This window comes from Spirochaetales bacterium (genome assembly GCA_016930085.1).
Taxonomy (GTDB): Bacteria; Spirochaetota; Spirochaetia; order SZUA-6; family JAFGRV01; genus JAFGHO01.
Map to the genome: position 1 here is coordinate 15,714 of JAFGHO010000020.1, position 16,689 is coordinate 32,402.

General features: G+C 46.9%; 16 protein-coding genes. 8 read left to right on the forward strand and 8 right to left on the reverse strand.

The window, feature by feature from the left end:
- The first annotated feature begins 83 nt into the window (after positions 1-83).
- Positions 84-446: a sulfite exporter TauE/SafE family protein gene (locus JW881_03640; GenBank protein MBN1696586.1), complete on the forward strand. Its 363-nt coding sequence runs from the start codon at positions 84-86 to the stop codon at positions 444-446.
- A gap of 140 nt (positions 447-586) precedes the next feature.
- Positions 587-994, forward strand: coding sequence for a hypothetical protein (locus JW881_03645; GenBank protein MBN1696587.1), 408 nt, complete (start codon positions 587-589; stop codon positions 992-994).
- A gap of 70 nt (positions 995-1,064) precedes the next feature.
- Here the strand turns inward: JW881_03645 and JW881_03650 are convergent, their stop codons facing one another.
- Positions 1,065-2,120, reverse strand: coding sequence for a flagellar motor switch protein FliG (locus JW881_03650; protein MBN1696588.1), 1,056 nt, complete (start codon positions 2,118-2,120; stop codon positions 1,065-1,067).
- A 20-nt stretch (positions 2,121-2,140) separates the two neighbouring features.
- Positions 2,141-4,207: an elongation factor G gene (locus JW881_03655; protein ID MBN1696589.1), complete on the reverse strand. Its 2,067-nt coding sequence runs from the start codon at positions 4,205-4,207 to the stop codon at positions 2,141-2,143.
- 318 nt (positions 4,208-4,525) lie between these two features.
- Between JW881_03655 and JW881_03660 the strand changes: the two genes are divergently transcribed.
- From JW881_03660 to JW881_03670, 3 genes are read left to right on the forward strand one after another with little or no spacing between them, the layout of a single operon-like run.
- On the forward strand, positions 4,526-4,849 hold the full coding sequence (locus JW881_03660) for a winged helix-turn-helix transcriptional regulator (GenBank protein MBN1696590.1): 324 nt from the start codon (positions 4,526-4,528) through the stop codon (positions 4,847-4,849).
- Complete coding sequence (locus JW881_03665) at positions 4,837-5,808, forward strand: ABC transporter ATP-binding protein (GenBank protein ID MBN1696591.1); 972 nt, start codon at positions 4,837-4,839, stop codon at positions 5,806-5,808. The genes JW881_03660 and JW881_03665 overlap by 13 nt, the downstream gene beginning before the upstream one ends.
- Positions 5,805-6,548, forward strand: coding sequence for an ABC transporter permease (locus tag JW881_03670; protein MBN1696592.1), 744 nt, complete (start codon positions 5,805-5,807; stop codon positions 6,546-6,548). The genes JW881_03665 and JW881_03670 overlap by 4 nt, the downstream gene beginning before the upstream one ends.
- 10 nt (positions 6,549-6,558) lie before the next feature.
- On the opposite strand, the gene JW881_03675 is transcribed toward JW881_03670, so the two are convergent.
- The 6 genes from JW881_03675 to JW881_03700 form a co-directional block, all read right to left on the reverse strand.
- Positions 6,559-6,966 carry a hypothetical protein gene (locus JW881_03675; GenBank protein ID MBN1696593.1) on the reverse strand — a complete coding sequence of 136 codons (408 nt, stop codon included), beginning with the start codon at positions 6,964-6,966 and terminating at the stop codon, positions 6,559-6,561.
- Positions 6,967-7,095: 129 nt separating this feature from the next.
- Entirely contained in the window at positions 7,096-7,524 is a 429-nt protein-coding gene (locus JW881_03680; protein MBN1696594.1) for a response regulator, read from the reverse strand.
- A 123-nt stretch (positions 7,525-7,647) separates the two neighbouring features.
- On the reverse strand, positions 7,648-8,031 hold the full coding sequence (locus JW881_03685; protein MBN1696595.1) for a response regulator: 384 nt from the start codon (positions 8,029-8,031) through the stop codon (positions 7,648-7,650).
- A 2-nt stretch (positions 8,032-8,033) separates the two neighbouring features.
- Entirely contained in the window at positions 8,034-10,424 is a 2,391-nt protein-coding gene (locus JW881_03690; protein ID MBN1696596.1) for a GHKL domain-containing protein, read from the reverse strand.
- A complete protein-coding gene (locus JW881_03695) occupies positions 10,411-11,913 on the reverse strand; it encodes a GNAT family N-acetyltransferase (GenBank protein MBN1696597.1) in 1,503 nt (500 codons plus the stop codon). Before JW881_03695 ends, JW881_03690 begins: the two co-directional genes overlap by 14 nt.
- On the reverse strand, positions 11,900-13,270 hold the full coding sequence (locus JW881_03700) for a B12-binding domain-containing radical SAM protein (protein ID MBN1696598.1): 1,371 nt from the start codon (positions 13,268-13,270) through the stop codon (positions 11,900-11,902). Before JW881_03700 ends, JW881_03695 begins: the two co-directional genes overlap by 14 nt.
- 325 nt (positions 13,271-13,595) lie before the next feature.
- On the opposite strand from JW881_03700, the gene JW881_03705 reads away from it, so the two are divergent.
- The 3 genes from JW881_03705 to ddlA all read left to right on the forward strand — a co-directional run bounded on the left by JW881_03705 (position 13,596) and on the right by ddlA (position 16,686).
- On the forward strand, positions 13,596-13,958 hold the full coding sequence (locus JW881_03705) for a PilZ domain-containing protein (protein MBN1696599.1): 363 nt from the start codon (positions 13,596-13,598) through the stop codon (positions 13,956-13,958).
- A 114-nt stretch (positions 13,959-14,072) separates the two neighbouring features.
- Positions 14,073-15,323 carry an aminotransferase class I/II-fold pyridoxal phosphate-dependent enzyme gene (locus JW881_03710; protein ID MBN1696600.1) on the forward strand — a complete coding sequence of 417 codons (1,251 nt, stop codon included), beginning with the start codon at positions 14,073-14,075 and terminating at the stop codon, positions 15,321-15,323.
- A 256-nt stretch (positions 15,324-15,579) separates the two neighbouring features.
- Positions 15,580-16,686 (forward strand): D-alanine--D-alanine ligase, encoded by a 1,107-nt coding sequence (gene ddlA / locus JW881_03715; GenBank protein MBN1696601.1) that lies wholly within the window; start codon positions 15,580-15,582, stop codon positions 16,684-16,686.
- Positions 16,687-16,689 lie beyond the last annotated feature (3 nt).

Below are 16,689 nucleotides of genomic sequence, written 5' to 3' on the forward strand. Positions count from 1 at the left end.
ATAGCATCTATTGAAAACAGGTTGTCGTTAATGACATGGGTTAATTCCCGCTTTTTTATTTGAAACAATGAGGGGGCAAGAAAATGGTAAAAGTCATTTTATACCTGATTCTGGGTTTGTTTTCGGGAACGATAAGCGGTGTCGTCGGCATAGGCGGAGGTGTCATTATTGTGCCGTCTTTGATATTCTTATTCGGATTTACGCAGCAGCAGGCCCAGGGTACGACCCTGGCGCTTCTGGTGCCGCCGATAGGGCTGCTCGCTGCCTACACCTATTACACGAAAGGTCTTGTCGATGTCAAGGTGGCTTCACTGATCTGTATCGGTTTTTTTATCGGCGGGCTGCTCGGGTCGAAAATCGCGATTAATCTGTCGAATGAAATCTTACGGAAGATATTCGGGAGTATCATCATATTAATCGGTTTATACATGCTTGTAAAAAAATAGGGATTTACCATGTACATGATGAGGGAGGCATGCGGATGAAAGACGGATTTGGCTGCAATGACGGCAAACGGAAACCCTTGGTAACACTTGATGAGGATAGATGAAAACAATGCGGTGTTTGTATCGAAAAGGAGATGAATATGCGTAAAAGAATTACCCTGCTTATCGATGCCTTAATCAATGCCGTGTTGGGCGGACTTCTGCTTATGTTTCCTTTTGTTTCGAATTTTCTGGGTGTTCCTCAGACGAATACTTCTTTTTATCCGAATATATTGGGGGGCGTTCTTGCCGGTGTCGCCGTCGCCCTGGTTATCGAAGCTTTGAAAAAAGAAAAAAGCCGTTTCACCGGTCTGGGGCTGATCGGTGCGGTAAGCATCAATCTGTGCGGCGGGATCGTCCTGACATTCTGGCTTTTATTCGGGAATTTGGTTCTCCCCCTTCAGGGGTCGGTGTTCCTCTGGACACTGGCCGGAATACTGCTTGTGATCAATGTCTTCGAATTGATTTTTCAGATCGGAAGCACAAAAAGCAGCGGGGGCAGGGACTGACAGCGTATATACATATTTCGGCGACGGAAGCTGTCCGGCATCCGGCAAAGTGATGACGCAGGCGTTCACGTTAATCGATATATTCCTCGTTTTTGTCGAAAATGGTGATTTCCTCGTTTTCCGCCATATTCCGTATTTTTAAGAGAAAGTCGGTATCCGATTTCTCGACATCGGATTTCAGCACGCGGCCGATACTTTGATGTTCGAGTCTGATGATTTCCGCCCTGCGGTTCGATACGTTTCGTATGATCCGCTGGCTGAAGTCCCCGTCTTTTCCCTTGAGAAGAAAGGCGATATCCTTGTCGTCGTATTCACGCAGTACTTTCTGAAGGTCCTTGTTCGATATCCTGTAGACGACATCGAGATTGAAAAGGCGGGTTTCGATATCCTCGGCGAGTTCGGGATTGCAGATGGAAAGATCGGAGAGGATTTCCTTTTCTTTCTGGACATCCATATGTTTGAGTATTTCAGTCAGTGCCAGTTTCCCGTCGACCTCCTGTGTTATCATGTCTCCCTGGGCGCGCACCTTTTCTCTTAACACCTCTTCCGTCTTTCGCAGTATCTCCGGGGTTATTTTATCCATTCTGGCGATTCTCGCCACTGTATCCCTCCTGGTATCGGGCGGAAGGGCGGTGAGAAGTTTTGCGGAAAGGGTTGGATCGATGTGAGAGAGAATGACCGCGACCACGGGGGCCGATTCGTTTTTTATAAGGGTCAATACCTGTTCGATGGGAAGATCATTGAGAAAAGAAAAGGGATGCGGGACGGTCCGTTCGATTATTTTATTGTAAAAAACTTCGCCCTTTTCCTCTCCAAAAGCGGTGAAAAGCATTTCTTTCGCTTTTTCAAGACCGCCTTTTGCCACGAGGTTTTTGACTTTGAGAAGGTAACCGAACTCTTCAAGTACTTTTTCCGCTTCCCTGTTGTCGATCTTTTTTATCGATGCGATTTCCTTTGCAATTCCCAGTGCTTCTTCCTCAGTGAGGTGTTTCAGTACCTCGGAAGAATGTTCCTTCCCCAGGATGATGAGAAGCATGGCGGCTTTCTTGTATCCCTTGTCCCGTTTTCTGGTTTTCAGAAAAGCGTCTTTTTCCGGGTATCTCTTCTTGCCTGAATCGACGGCCATTTCTTCCTTTCCTGTTGGTTCTATTCACTTTCTTTTGACGCCTGGGCAGCCTTTATCACGTCCTCCGCAACCTTGCCGGAAATCGGGTTGTAATGGCTGAACTCCATTTCAAATGAAGCGGTTCCGGATGTTATGGATTTGAGATCTATCGAATAGCGCAGCAATTCGGACTGGGGAACCTGTGCCTTGATTTCCTGAATTCCACCGCCTATCGGTTCCTGACCCAAAACCCTGCCCCGCCGTGAACTGAGATCGGAGAGAACGTCTCCGAGGTATTGGTCTTCGACAAAGACGTCGAGATTCATGACCGGTTCGAGCAGGACGCATTTCGCTTTCTCGAGGCAGGCCTTGAGCGCGCCGCGAGCGGCGAGCTTGAACGACATTTCGGATGAATCGACCGGGTGCTCCTTTCCGTCGACGATTTTCGCTTCGAGATCCACGACGGGATACCCCGCGAGGATACCTTCTTCCATTCCTTCGAGCACACCCTTTTCGACACCGGGGATATACCCCTTGGAAACGGCGCCACCGAAAATGGCATTGACGAACCGGAACATCTCTCCCCGTTCGAGCGGCTGTATTTCGAGGACCACTTTCGCGTACTGGCCGTGTCCACCGGTTTGTTTTTTATGCTGATATTCCGCGCCGGCGGATTTTGTAATGGTCTCCCTGTAGGCCACCTTCGGCACTTTTGTTTCCATTTCGATTTTCTGTTTTTCCTTGATCCTGTCGAGAATAATCGAAAGGTGGAGTTCTCCCATCGAGGATATTACCGTTTCCCGTGTTTCCTTGTTGTACGTAAGCTTGAATGTGAGATCTTCGGTCGAGACCTTTTGCAGAAGCTGGTTCAGCTTGTCCTCGTCTTTTTTCGCCGCAGCCGAGATCGCGACGGAATGAACGGGCTGCGGAAGATTGAGGCTTTCATAGGTAATCAGGTGATCTGACGTGGAAAATGTCTGGTTTGTTTCCGCTGTCGTCACTTTTGCCATAATACCGATGTCGCCGGTCTCGAGGGTAGTAACGTCTTCGAGTTTTTTACCCTGGCAGGTGAATAATTTGGAAATCTTCTCCTTTTTATTCTCCCGGACATTGTAGAGTTCCGAATCCGTCGAGATTGAACCCGACATCACCTTGATGAATGAGAGTTTTCCTGAAAATTGATCGATAAATGTCTTGAAAATGAAACAGGAGGGGAACGCATCCGCCGTTACTTCGATTTCCGTGTTTTCCTTTGTCAGGGCCTTGACCGCTGCCGCGGGGGATGGGGCCGCTTTTTCGATGAAATTAAGCAGCGAGACCATTCCCGAATGAAGTATCGCCGCCCCACAGAAAACCGGAACAAAATTATTCTTTTTAAACGCCTCTTTAAGACCCTTTCTCAATTCCTCCTCGGAGAGGGTTTCTTCCATCAGATATTTTTCCATAAGTTCGTCATTGCCCTCCGCAGCCGCTTCGATAAGCGCGGCCCGCTTGCCTTCCGCTTCGTCTTTCATGTCGGCTGGAATATCCTGTGCCTGGGATTTGCCGCCGGAGGTATGCATGTAGGCTTTTTGATCGATAAGGTCGACGACACCCTTGAAGTTGTTTCCTTCCCCGACGGGTATGGTAATGGGAATGACATTCACCTTGAACTTGTCCTTCACATCATTAAGGGATTTGTTATAATCGGCATGTTCCTTGTCCATTTTATTGAGAAAGACGACCCTGGGCAGGTTGTTTCTGTCAAGCCGCCGCCAGGTTTTAATTGTTTCTATCTGAACGCCGGAATCTGCGGCAACAAGAACAACGGCCGATTCACACGCGCGAAATCCCGCGACCACTTCACCGACAAAATCGGCGGCACCCGGTGTATCGAGCAGATTGATTTTGATATCATTCCACATAATATGGGAGAGTGATGTGTGAATCGATATCTGCCGTGCGATTTCTTCTTCCGTATAATCACTGACGGTTTTCCCGGATTCCACGGTTTCCGGTTTCGGGATGGCACCGCCCAAAGCGAGGATTTGTTCTACCAGTGATGTTTTGCCTGTTCCGCCGTGACCTGAAAATGCAATATTTCTGATTTGTTCCAACCTAATACCCATTATTGTAGCTCCTTGTTTTTTTATTAAAAATTCCCTGTCCGTAAACCCGGATTTCACCGGATAACCGTGAACAGCTTTCCCTTTCATGTATGACGGGAGGTTACGGAATAATTTCTATCCCTTTATGTCGCGGCATATAAGCCGGACTGCTGAGTAAGCTTTACTATAACGTTAAAGAAAATATCTGTCAAGAATATAGCTTGAATCGTATGGTACCGGGAGCGGCCGATTATAAAACCCTCTCATAATGCCGGTGAATGAGAAAAAGAAGAAAATGTCCTTGACAGATACTGGTTAAGTGAAATATAAATTAATTAAGTGAATACTAAATTAGATTCGCCCAATGATATCAGTAAATCCCTGCCCGCCATGTTTAAAGCGCTCGGTGACGACACACGCTTTGCCATCGTTACCCTGATCGCGAAACGTCCCCTGTGCGGAAAGGCGATCGCGCGCATACTCACGTTATCCGAATCGGCCATTTCGCAGCATCTGAAAATATTGAGGGAATGCGGACTGGTATCGGGTGAAAAACGGGGATATTGGGTGCATTACACAGTCAATCACCCAATTATAGATGAGCTTTTACAGGAACTCAAGAAGGCGGCGGGATCAAAGGAAAACGGTGTATGGAACGAATAATCGAGGCCAAGGGCTTAACGAAACATTACGGGGATGTTACCGCGGTACGTGATGTCGGTTTTTATGTGAATAAAGGAGAAATTTTCGGATTTTTGGGCCCGAACGGGGCGGGAAAAACAACGACGATAAACATGCTGATCGGTATGGCAAAAATAAACGGGGGGAAGATATACTATAAGAATGAAGATTTGACAAAAAATATAAAAAAAGCCCAGAATATTATCGGTGTTATTGCCGACGAAAGCAATCTTTACAATGAAATGAGCGGTTATGAAAATCTCTGCTTTTGCGGGTCACTCTACGGCCTGCCGAAGCCGGTACGGTCGCGGAAAGCCCGCGAACTGCTTGCAGCCTTTCAATTGACGGAAGCCTCCCATAAAAAGTTCGGCGCGTATTCGAAAGGGATGAAGCGGAAACTGACAATCGCGGCGGCACTGATTCATGAACCCGAGATAATCTTTATGGACGAACCGACGACCGGCATCGATGTCGCGAGTGTCAGACAGATCAGGGGCCTGATCAAACGCCTCAATGAGGCCGGGACGACCATTTTCCTGACAACCCACTATATCGAGGAAGCCGAACGCCTTTGCGACAGGGTCGCTTTCATTCATCGGGGAAGCATTATCAGAATCGATACGGTCGGCAGGCTGATCGAGGATGCACGGGAAGCCAATGTGATCGAAGTGGTTTTCGAACAGGGGTATACCGATCGTCCTTTACTGCCGGAACAACTGATGCGGGAATTCCCCGATGTCGAATGCAGCCTGAAAAACGATGATACGGTAAAGGTAACCGGCCGGGATACAATCGACATAACACCGATCGTCTGCTTTTTATCGGGCCGCGGCGTTCGCATCCGTGAAGCCAGATTGATACGGCCCACCCTCGAAGACGCCTTTGTCAAACTGACCGGCATCGAAATCGCCATGATGAAAAAGGAGAAAGAAAAAAAATGAAGGTGTCGAAATCGTTCACGGCGTTCCGGAGTATCCTGTTGAAAGATATGAAAAACTATTATCTCAAACCGCCGAACATCAGCTGGGGAATTATATTTCCGTTCGCCTGGATGCTGATGATGTTCATCAAATCAAAATCCGCCTTTGATATTACGGAAGTATTCCCCGGCATTGTCGCGATGTCGATATTATTCGGGACGACCTCGATGCTTTCCGTCACCATCACCTTCGAACGGAAGTCGCGCTCGTTCGAACGGCTGCTTCTGGCGCCGGTCCGTATCGAACTTCTGGTACTGGCCAAAGTGACCGGGGCGATCCTGTTCGGGATTGTCAACAGCGTGCTGCCCGTTCTGATTTCCGTTTTATATTTCAGGTCCGGGGTCATGCACTGGGCGACACTCGTTTCCGGTATCGCGTTGTTGTCGGTCATATCCACATTCATGGGGCTGTTTATCGCCGTCTCGGCGAAAGAAGTCTTCGAGGCCCAGACCTATTCGAATTTCTACCGCTTTCCCATGATTTTTCTCTGCGGCCTGTTTGTCCCGGTACCGGTCCTTCCTCTTTTCATACAACCGCTTTCCTGTCTCCTGCCCGTTACCTATGGGGTCGATATCCTGCGGTATTCGATCTCGGAAAGCAACTTCCTTCCGGTCGCCTTCGACCTGGGTATCCTCGTTGTCTTCTGTCTGGCTATGTTTTATATCAGTATTTTCAACATACGGAGGAAATGGATCGTGTAATTGGTGCGGGTTAGTCCTCATCCGGCGGGTTGTCGAATCCGATGGCGTATACCCCCACGTACTCGGGAACGGCACCCCCGGTGTTCCAGCCGGTGTTGCATGTCCTCGTTCCCGAGCTTTCACCGGTATTCAAATAGATCCCCCCGGACGGCCACCACGTCGCGGTTATATAATCATAGCTGACCGTATTCCCGCCCGATAATACATCATCGATACCGAACTTGACCTGGCAGTTCTCGAGGTCGACGGACCCGACATTCGTCAATCTGTATTGGATGACGACATAATTGCTGCCATCCAGGTACCATGAGACAACCTCCGCCTGCAGATAACATTCGGGCGGGAAAATATCGCAACCGGTCAATGAAAGTAAAACGGGTATAAATATAAAGAGAAAGAAAAAGATTCCCTTATTCATGATTATGTCTCCTTTCATGGTTGATCACCTGTAAATATACCACGCTTTTTGAAAAACACGATAAGCACACGGAGATTCGTTATCCGGCGCATTTTTTACCGGAACGGGGGGCGTACCGGATGGTTGTTTCTATTGTTGTGAAAGCAGGTCGCTGACTATCTTGATGAGCATTTCCTTTTTGAATGGTTTGAGAATATAGTTGTCGATACCGATCGTCAAAATCGATTTGATTTCTTCTTTTTCCTGAACCGCGGAGATAAAAATGATTTTCGTGTTGTATCCGCCGTCGAGGCACCTGATTTGTTCGACAAGCTGGATGCCGGACATGTCGGGAAGTTTCTGATCCACGGTGATCAGGTGCGGTTTGTATTTGCCGAACTTCTCGATCGCTTCCTTGCCCGTCATGGCCGAAATAACGAAATAACCCTGGCTTCTGAGAATTTTTGTTATCGATTTCACCACATAGGTGATATCGTCGATGACGAGGATTCGTTTTACGTTCGAGTCGGCGGGCGGAAGCTCGATAAGTTCGCCCTCAATTTGTTCTTCGTCGGCCATCTGCAACTCGCTTCATCGTATCGATCTTCATCGATATCAGTATAACATTCCATGGTTTGTTTTTCCATGGATTTTCATGGACGCCCGTGGTGAAAAAACCGGAGGCTTTCCGGGAACACGCGTCTAACCGGGCGAGGCCGGTCCACCCCCGTCATCCACCGCTTGTCTGATCGTCTCGATCAGTTTTTCTCTCCGCACGGGTTTTGTAATAAAGGCAAAACTTCCCATCCGTTTTGCCTTTTCACTCACGTTTTTGTCGATAAAACCGGTCAACATGATGACGGGAATATGGGGGTAGGTCGCCTTTAACTCCTTCAGCAGGATAAAGCCCGTCGTATCTTTCATCTTGATGTCACAGATGATGACATCGACGGGGGAGCCGCGGAGCGTTTCGAGCGCGATCTCCCTGTTGTCCGCTTCAAGGAGGTTGAAATCGGTCTTGTGCAGCTGAATTTTTATGATATGGCGAATGCGTTCGTCATCGTCGATAATAAGAACGTTCTTCATTTCTACTCCTTTACCGGTAGTTTGATGGTAAACTGGGCCCCCTCACCCGGTGAACTTTTCACGGTGATGAATCCGTTGTATTTGGTGACGAGCCTGTATACGATATTCAGCCCGATACCGGTCCCTTCTCCCGCGGGCTTGGTGGTAAAGAACGGATCGAATATTTTAGAGATAATCTTTTGGGGGATACCCGGGCCCGTATCGGCTATCGTAATTATAATGAAATGTTCCTTACAGTATGTGTTGATGACGAGTTCTCCCCGGCCTTTCAACGCCTGGATGGCGTTGTTGATGATATTCATGAAAATTTGTCTCATTTCTCCGCCGATGGCTTCGAAGGGCGGGATATCGTTCAATTCCTTGTTTACCTTTATATCGATAAAGTTCGGGCTGTAGCTGATAATCCGAAGCGTCTCCTCGATCAAATTGTTTATATCGACTTCTTTTGACTTTTCTTCTCTCAGACTGCGCGAATAGGTGGAAAGATCCTTCACGATATCCGAACATTGCATCGAAAAATCGATGATTTCCTTCGCGAGGTCCTTGATTTCATCATTGTCGGTTTCATCGACAATCACTTCGGCGGTTCCGAGTATCCCGTAAAGCGGGTTGTTTATCTCGTGGGCGATACCCGATGCGAGGGTTCCGAGTGCGGCAAGCTTTTCCCCGCGAAGCAGCTGTTCCTGTAGGTCCCGTTGTTCGGTGATATCCTTCATGATAATGCCTATTTCATTCTTTCCGCCGGTTTCATCCGGCATAGTGAACAGGGTATATCCGATCGTCCTCTGTCCGACCTGGTATTCCTGGTCGAGCATGTTCTTCTTTTGCTGAAGTCTGTCTATCTGTATTTTGAATCGTTCCTTGTAGTGTTCGGGGATTTTGAGAAAGTCAAAGACGTTCTCGCCCAACACGTTTCGTATTTCCTGATTGAAATTCTTGAGGTATGTCGTATTGACATATGATATTTTCAGGGTATTCCGGTCAAAAACGACGATCGAAGAGGGGATACTCGAAAGCACGTTGCGGGCGGCGCGCAGGGAATAGATATTGTTCATGGCGATTTCCAGCTGTCTGCCGACGGTAGAAAAAAACTGCATGTTTTTTTCCTTGATTTCTTTCCCCGACGAAAAGTTATCGAACCCGATCAGGTAAAAGAACGTGTTGTGGACGGCCAGGGGAATGAAGATGATGTCATTGTCGTTCTCCCCCCCGATCAAATCTTTCTGTGAGATGATCTGCGGTCTTTTTTTTGTAAAAATGGATGTAATCCATCTTTTGTTTTGTGTGTATTGTACGAGTTCGGGTTGTTTTTTTATTTTACTGTCGAGTTTATTGAAACTCAAAGGTTCTTTGAGCACGTCGAAGTAATTGTTCATGCAGTAGTAAAATCCCCTTTCAAAACCGATACAATCAATAATAATTTTTATAATAAGCAGGAGCATGTCGTCTTCCTGATCTATTTTACTTATTTCCTCCGATATATAGTTGAGAATCGAGAGTTTGTTCGCTTTTTCGACTATCTGAAGGTTCGCCTCCTGCAGTTCCATATATTCTTTCTTGCTGATGGCGATGGCACGCTCGAGCTCACGCGTCCGCTCCTTCTGAATCTCTTCGTTCTCCTTTAATATGGTCCTGAATTTGAAGATTTTGTTGATGAAATAAATGATGGTAAAAAATCCGGCGGACAATAACAGGTGTTCTATTCTTAAAAGCGGTTCTTTTTGTACAAAAAAGAAAATAATCTCGCCGATCAGAATACAGACGGTGCCGATGGTAAAGAGGATGTTTTTAAACGGGCGCGGTATCCAGCTGATCTCGTAGATACAGGATTCCGCCCCTTCCGCCGCGCACTGTATTTCTTTCACTCTCGCAAAAGGAAGGTCCCAGAAACGGGGGATCGCCGCCGCTATTCCCTTGATCGCATCGCAATTATACCTGGTCTGTTTGTATCCTTCGAACAATTTGGATTTAAAGAGAATCTTCCGTCTTCGCGTCTGCAGCAATTCGAATTTGCCGATATTCGATATGGAACTCGTCAGCTCCGCGATACGTTTGAAAAACATACCGGGTGTGGCGAACAGTTTGAGTACGATCAGAATCGCCCTGAGCGACGGATAGGATTGCGGTGAAAGAACATAAATGCCCGCTTCGAAAGGCGCCTTGGGATTATCGGTAAACTCGACGAGTTTTTTCAGAAAGAGATTGTAGTAATCGAAGGAGATCCAGTTGTGTCCGTTTTCGAGAAACTCGATATCCATACCGGTTTCACGGACGAACTGGATGAGGGCGGCCTTATCGTATTTCTTTTCGATATAAATGAGGAACGGTTTGAGAAGGCTGGTGGCGACATCCGGTTTTGTCTTGTCGATATTCTGAAAACTAATTCTGCTCATGCTGTCCCTGTAATTTCATTATTTCAAGAAGGTTTTTCAGTTTCTCTTTGGAAGATTTTCTGTTTTTTGAGAATTTGCATCCTGCCATGATTCCATCTTTCATGCGTCGCAACCAGACAATTCTGCCCCTCATGGTAAAGGTGTTGATGGTATTGGGAAAGCGGAATTCGAAAATAAGCAAATCATTCTTTTTTAACTGGTTTTTCGTTTTGATGAAAATACCGCTTGCACTGATATTATACGCTGTCGCGTTATAGATATGGTTCTTGTAGAGGTATTGTATGGAAAAATCGGTATAAATACGTTCGAAGTACCTCCTGTTGAACACATGCTTGATGATTTCGCGCGGTTTCGGTGAAAACAGAACGAAAAGATTCGGGATAATCTTGTTCAAAATCGGAGAGAGGTGTTTCATAAAAGCGTAAAGGGGGACGATCTCGGCTCCCATTTCGAGCTTTGGGTTCATGGTCGTTATCCCCATTTCGATGAGTTTTTTGTTCCTTTCGATCCCCATTTTGACACTCTGACACAGGATGTTAAAATAAAGTTTGTTTTCTTCATTATAATTGTAATCGATCCCGACAAAAAGCGGGCGTAATGTATTGTCATCGATGATGACGAAATCGAATCCGATAAGGCTATCGCCTTTTTTAAAGAGTATCATTTTCGATCGTTTTCCCAGGTATTTGTCCATATTCCTGAAATAATCGGGCGTGAGAATTTCCCGTTTGTATTCCTTTGCGTGTTCGTAAATCTGAAACCAGAGCCGTGTGCATTCTTCCGCGATATCGGAAAAAGAGTCGCGTATTTCGATATCGATTGTCGATTTTTCGAGGCTTCTGAGGAATCTGTTGATCCTGTAACGGTACCTGCTTCTCATATCGGAAAGATAATCGTCAAAACTTTTCCAGTCGTTGACGATTTCCGAATTGGGAAGCATGTTGACCCGCTTGAAATGATCGATGATAAGCCGGTTGTAAAAAAAGAGTTCTTCTTCATAAAAATCCCTGAATATGAGGATATTGATATTCTTCTCCCGGGCAAACGCCTCCATTTCCCGGACGATGATTTCGAGAATTTCCGGTCTGTCGGATTCATCCGCATAGGAGATGGTATTTCCCAAAGCGGTCGGTGTGCCGCATTCGATTACCTTGATATAGAAGAATCTCGGGAAGAAACGTTTCCTGATTATGTCGATAATACGCTTCATTTTCCCCGTGTTAAAGATATCGAGTTCGAAACTCATGGCATAGACACAGGTATGGGCGATAAGCCGGGTTCCCCTGAATATCATCAGATAGCGGTAATCGCAATCATTGATTCCGGACTCTTCCACCGCCCTGAGGTGGTCGTACGAACAAATAATGCGGTCCTGCCTGAGGATCGAGTCCCAGAGGGATTTCTTCACATTTTTCAGGCTTGCGTATCGCTTCACCTCGAGAGGGGTCGGAGTGGTTTGTGTTTCTATCCTGTCTTTATTTTGCTGCATGGTCCTTGTTCCAGGCGGCGGCCCTGAATCGTTTCTTGAAATCGTAGAGATCGATACTGTCCTTGTTCATCCCGTACGTGAGCAGTGTCGCTACGATACTCCTGGTCCTGAGAAATGTTTTGAGTGCCTGAAACCGGACTTCCCTTTTCGTAAAAATCTCGTGGGCGATATAATCATAACCCCTGATGAGGTCGATAACGGAGATGTTAAGGGGCTTGAAATTAATGTGCTCCGTATCGTAACGATCCCAGTCGGACGGATAGTTGTCATAAACGAGTCTGCGGTCATCTTTCATCCGTTCGAATATCTTCAGCCCTGGGTATGGCGTCAGGATACCGATCTGAATCACATCGAGACCGCATTTTTTCATGAACTCGAGTGTCGGCTGAAAAATGGTGTTATCATCCCTGTCATTCCCGAAAATGAACGCCCCCGCGACCGAAATCCCGTACTTGTGGATTGTTTTTATCGCCTTGATCATGCCTTCCGTTTTCAATTTATAATTGACGGTTTTATTAAGCTGTTTGAGTGTTTCGGGATATATCGATTCAATGCCGACATAGACGCCGCGGCATCCGCTTCGATATGCCCATTTAAGGGCTTCGGGATATTCCGCGATATTGAGAGAAGCCTGCGTTGCCCAGAATTTATTGATTTTTCGGCTGACGATACCCTTACAGAGTTCGATCACCCTTTCTGCGCCCTTTTTCCCAAAGCCGAAAAAATTGTCGTCGATAAAATAGACCATTCTCTTCTTCAATGTCTGGAATTCGTCAAGCACATCTTTCACCGGCCTTACCCTGTACTGCTTCCCGTACACCTTGCTTATACAGCAATATTCGCATTCGAACGGGCAGCCCCTCGTTGTCTGCATGACATCCATGATATATCTTTCCGAATAGAGATCTCTCCGGGGGATGGGAAGATTGTCGAGGGGGATTTTATCCCCGATATATTTTTTTTTGAGTTTGCCTTTTTCAAAATCCTTTATTAATTTCGGCCATACCGATTCCGCCTCACCGACAACCACCGAATCGGCGTGCCCGAGGACTTCATCCGGTACCATTGACGTATGGACACCGCCCATGACGACTTTTACTTTCCGTTTTTTAAATTCCCCGCATAGTTCGTATGCCCTCATGATGTTGCTTGTCGTTGCCGTTATCCCGACAAGATCGTACGATGCGTGGACAGTGAAGGGAGCAAGGTATTCATCGACGATAGTAATATCCCAATTCCCGGGGGTGAGTGCGGCGATGTAACCGAGATTAATCGGCGGCATACCAAGGGATTCCGTATCGCCAAGACCGATACTTCGCGATCGGGTTGCAGGATGCAATAAAAGTAATTTATTCATTTTTTTCACCCTCCTTATAGCGGCTGTCACGGATATCCCGTATCCGGTTTCCTGTATTTAGAGTGAGCACGTGTGTGAAAATAGGAAAAAAACGAAGATGCAAAAAAATGATTGCGATGAGTCCCATCAATATAAATAATAATAGATTTTATCGACAAAAACAAATATTCATTTTTTTTTCTCTCCGCCTGTTTTTCTTGCTTTTACACCTTCAAGGTAATACAATCAATGGTAGTGCGTGTCACTGTTTTCGAACAAGAAAACGACTTCAAAAGGAAGTCTCTCCTTTGCTGGCGGATTTTTACTTGATCGAGGGGCAAAAACCATGAATGAAAGCAAATTTATAAGCAGAAAAAATCCACGGGTAAAAAGTGATATCAATGCGGAATTTCGATCTCAAAGCCGCGAAAGCGGCTCATTTTCACAGGGGATTATTACCAATTTTTCACGCTCCGGACTTTTTATCGCATCGGAAACCGTTTTTCAGGCGGGAACGCTTATTGAATTACGGGTATATCTCGACGAAACGGAACATGTCGTCACGCTGAAAGGGACGGTCGTTACCCGTAAAGCGGACCCGGAGAAGGGAATGGGGGTTGCGATCGATATCGGTTTTATTTCGGAGACCGATAAAATAAAATTGAAGGAATTCTTCGATCTCAACCATATTTACGGGTGGTTTTGTTGAAAATCCGGTGTACGAAGGGGTTCGCGGAGCCCGCTTGAATCGCGGGCCGTGCGGCACCAGGCCACCGTTATCATAATTAAAAAAAGAAAAGACTGGTGAGGGGGAAGCAGATATATGAATTCCGATAACTATTCATTATCAGATTTTATCGAGTACAATGACAGGGATATTTTCAAGAAAACGTCCTTTTTTTATGAATATGCCCGGGATTATATTTCCAAGAAATACTTTACCTATTTCAGGACACTCCTTTCCGACTGCAGCCCGCGGGTGAAGATTCTTGACCGTTATACGGGAAAAGAAAAAGAAATGATCATGCTCGCGTCGAACAACTATCTCGGCCTTTCTTCGCGTCCAGAAGTTATCGAGGCGGGCATTCATGCCCTTGAACAATACGGTTCGGGCCTCTGCGGTTCTCCCCTGTTGTGCGGTTATTCGGCATTACACAGGCGCCTGGAAGAAGCACTCGCCGGGTTCAAATCGAGTGAGGACGCGATGCTGTTCCCGACCGGGTTTTCAACGAATATCGGCACGCTTACCGCACTTCTCAGAAAAAACGATGTCGTCATAACCGACAGACTCGATCACGCGAGCATTATCGACGGGGCCCTTTTTTCAGGGGCTGTCTTTCGGACGTTCGGCCATAACGATCTCGAAAAATGTGAACGGATTCTCAAGACATATGACAAAGAAGGCAAACTCGTGATTATCGAGGGCGTCTACAGCATGGACGGCGATATCAGCCCCCTTCCGGAAATAAAAAAACTCTGTGATACTTACGGCGCCCGCCTTATGGTCGATGAGGCCCATGCGACAGGCGTGCTGGGTAAAACGGGAAGGGGAAGTATCGAACATTTCAACCTTGAAGGCCAGATCGATATCGTCATGGGTACATTCAGCAAGGCCCTCGGTGCAATGGGAGGATTCATCTGTGCTTCGAAAGAGGTGATCAATTATATACGATTCTATGCCCGCTCCTACTTTTTTTCCGCTTCGCTTTCACCGGTAATCGTCGCTTCGGTCCTCAAATCACTGGAGATCCTCGTTTCGGAACCGCAATTAATACAAAAACTTCGGGATAATATCGGGTACATGAAATCACGCCTTCTTGACCTCGGCTTCAATATCGGTCATTCATCCTCGGCGATCATTCCGATCTTTATCGGTGATGATATTTTGCTTCGCAAAATGGCGGTCGATATTCATGAGCGGGGACTTTTTCTCAATGCCGTCTTTTACCCGGCCGTTCCAAAAGGCAATTCACGGATACGGCTGTCTCTCATGGCGACACATTCGAAAGACGATCTGGATGAAGCGTTGAAAATACTCGAGGAAGTCGGGAAAAAATACGGCGTTCTGTCCTGAAACTTATGGGTACTTATATAAACCTGTTTTGCAGGTTTATAGTGGTGCCCGTATTTGTTTTTCTTTTTGATTCCCGGAACGACAAGTAAGGCGGCAACGATCACCGCAACGACGCCGATAAGAATTATCCGGAGCAGCGGGAGGTCGTTGCTCCTGCGTGAAATAGCTTTTCGATTCCCGATAATTATTGAATGAGGTATTGATGTCATCTTTCTGAGGGTGTATGATACCGATTATTCCAATAACGGATATGTTTATGGCAAGGAAAATAACGGTAGGAGTTCTGTTCGGCGGCAGATCGGCGGAACATGAAATTTCATTACGATCCGCATATAATGTGATCGGTGCCATTAATAGGGAAAGATACGGTATCGTACTTATCGGCATAGATAAAGGCGGGACATGGCGCCACTTGCGTCCTGATTTTTTTTCGGGATGCGGAGAAAATACTGATCGTCTCGATCTGCGTTCGAAAGGGGATCCGGTGTTCCTTTCTCCGGGGATGGACGGGAGAAAGCTCGTCGTCACCGTGAAACCGGAAACGGAGCTCTCCATTGATGTGTTTTTTCCCGTCCTTCACGGGCCTTACGGTGAGGATGGTACCATACAGGGCCTTCTCAAACTACTCAACGTTCCTTTTGTCGGAGCGGATGTCCTTGGTTCGGCCGTGGGTATGGACAAAGACGTGATGAAACGGCTCCTGCGGGACGCGGGAATACCGATTGCCAGGTTCCTGTGTTTTCGCAAAGGAGAAGACGAACGTATCGGTTTCAATGGCATAAGCGCGGAACTCGGACTCCCGCTTTTTGTCAAACCGGCGAACCTCGGCTCGTCCGTCGGTGTGAGTAAGGTGGAAAGCGAACGGGAGTTCGATCGTGCGGTTTCCGAAGCCTTCGGTTACGACAAGAAAATCATCATCGAAGAGATGATAGAAGGAAGGGAAATCGAATGTTCGGTACTCGGGAACGAGAATCCCGTCGCCTCACTTCCCGGGGAGATTACAAGCAGGGACGGATTTTACTCTTATCGGGCGAAATATATCGATGAAGACGGCGCGGTACTCGGCATTCCCGCCGAACTTCCCGGCGGGGTCGTCCGTGAAGTGCAGGAATACGCCGTCCGCACCTATCGGGCGCTCTGTTGCGAAGGAATGGCCCGCGTCGATATGTTTCTTGCCGGGGGCAACAGGGTCGTTGTCAATGAACTGAATACGATTCCCGGTTTTACCCGTATCAGTATGTACCCGAAATTATGGGAAATCAGCGGAATTCCTTACGATACCCTTATAGACCGCCTAATCGAGCTTGCCATGGATCGGTTCGAAAATGAAAGAATATTAAGGACGTCGTTTTTAACCGGCTAAAGG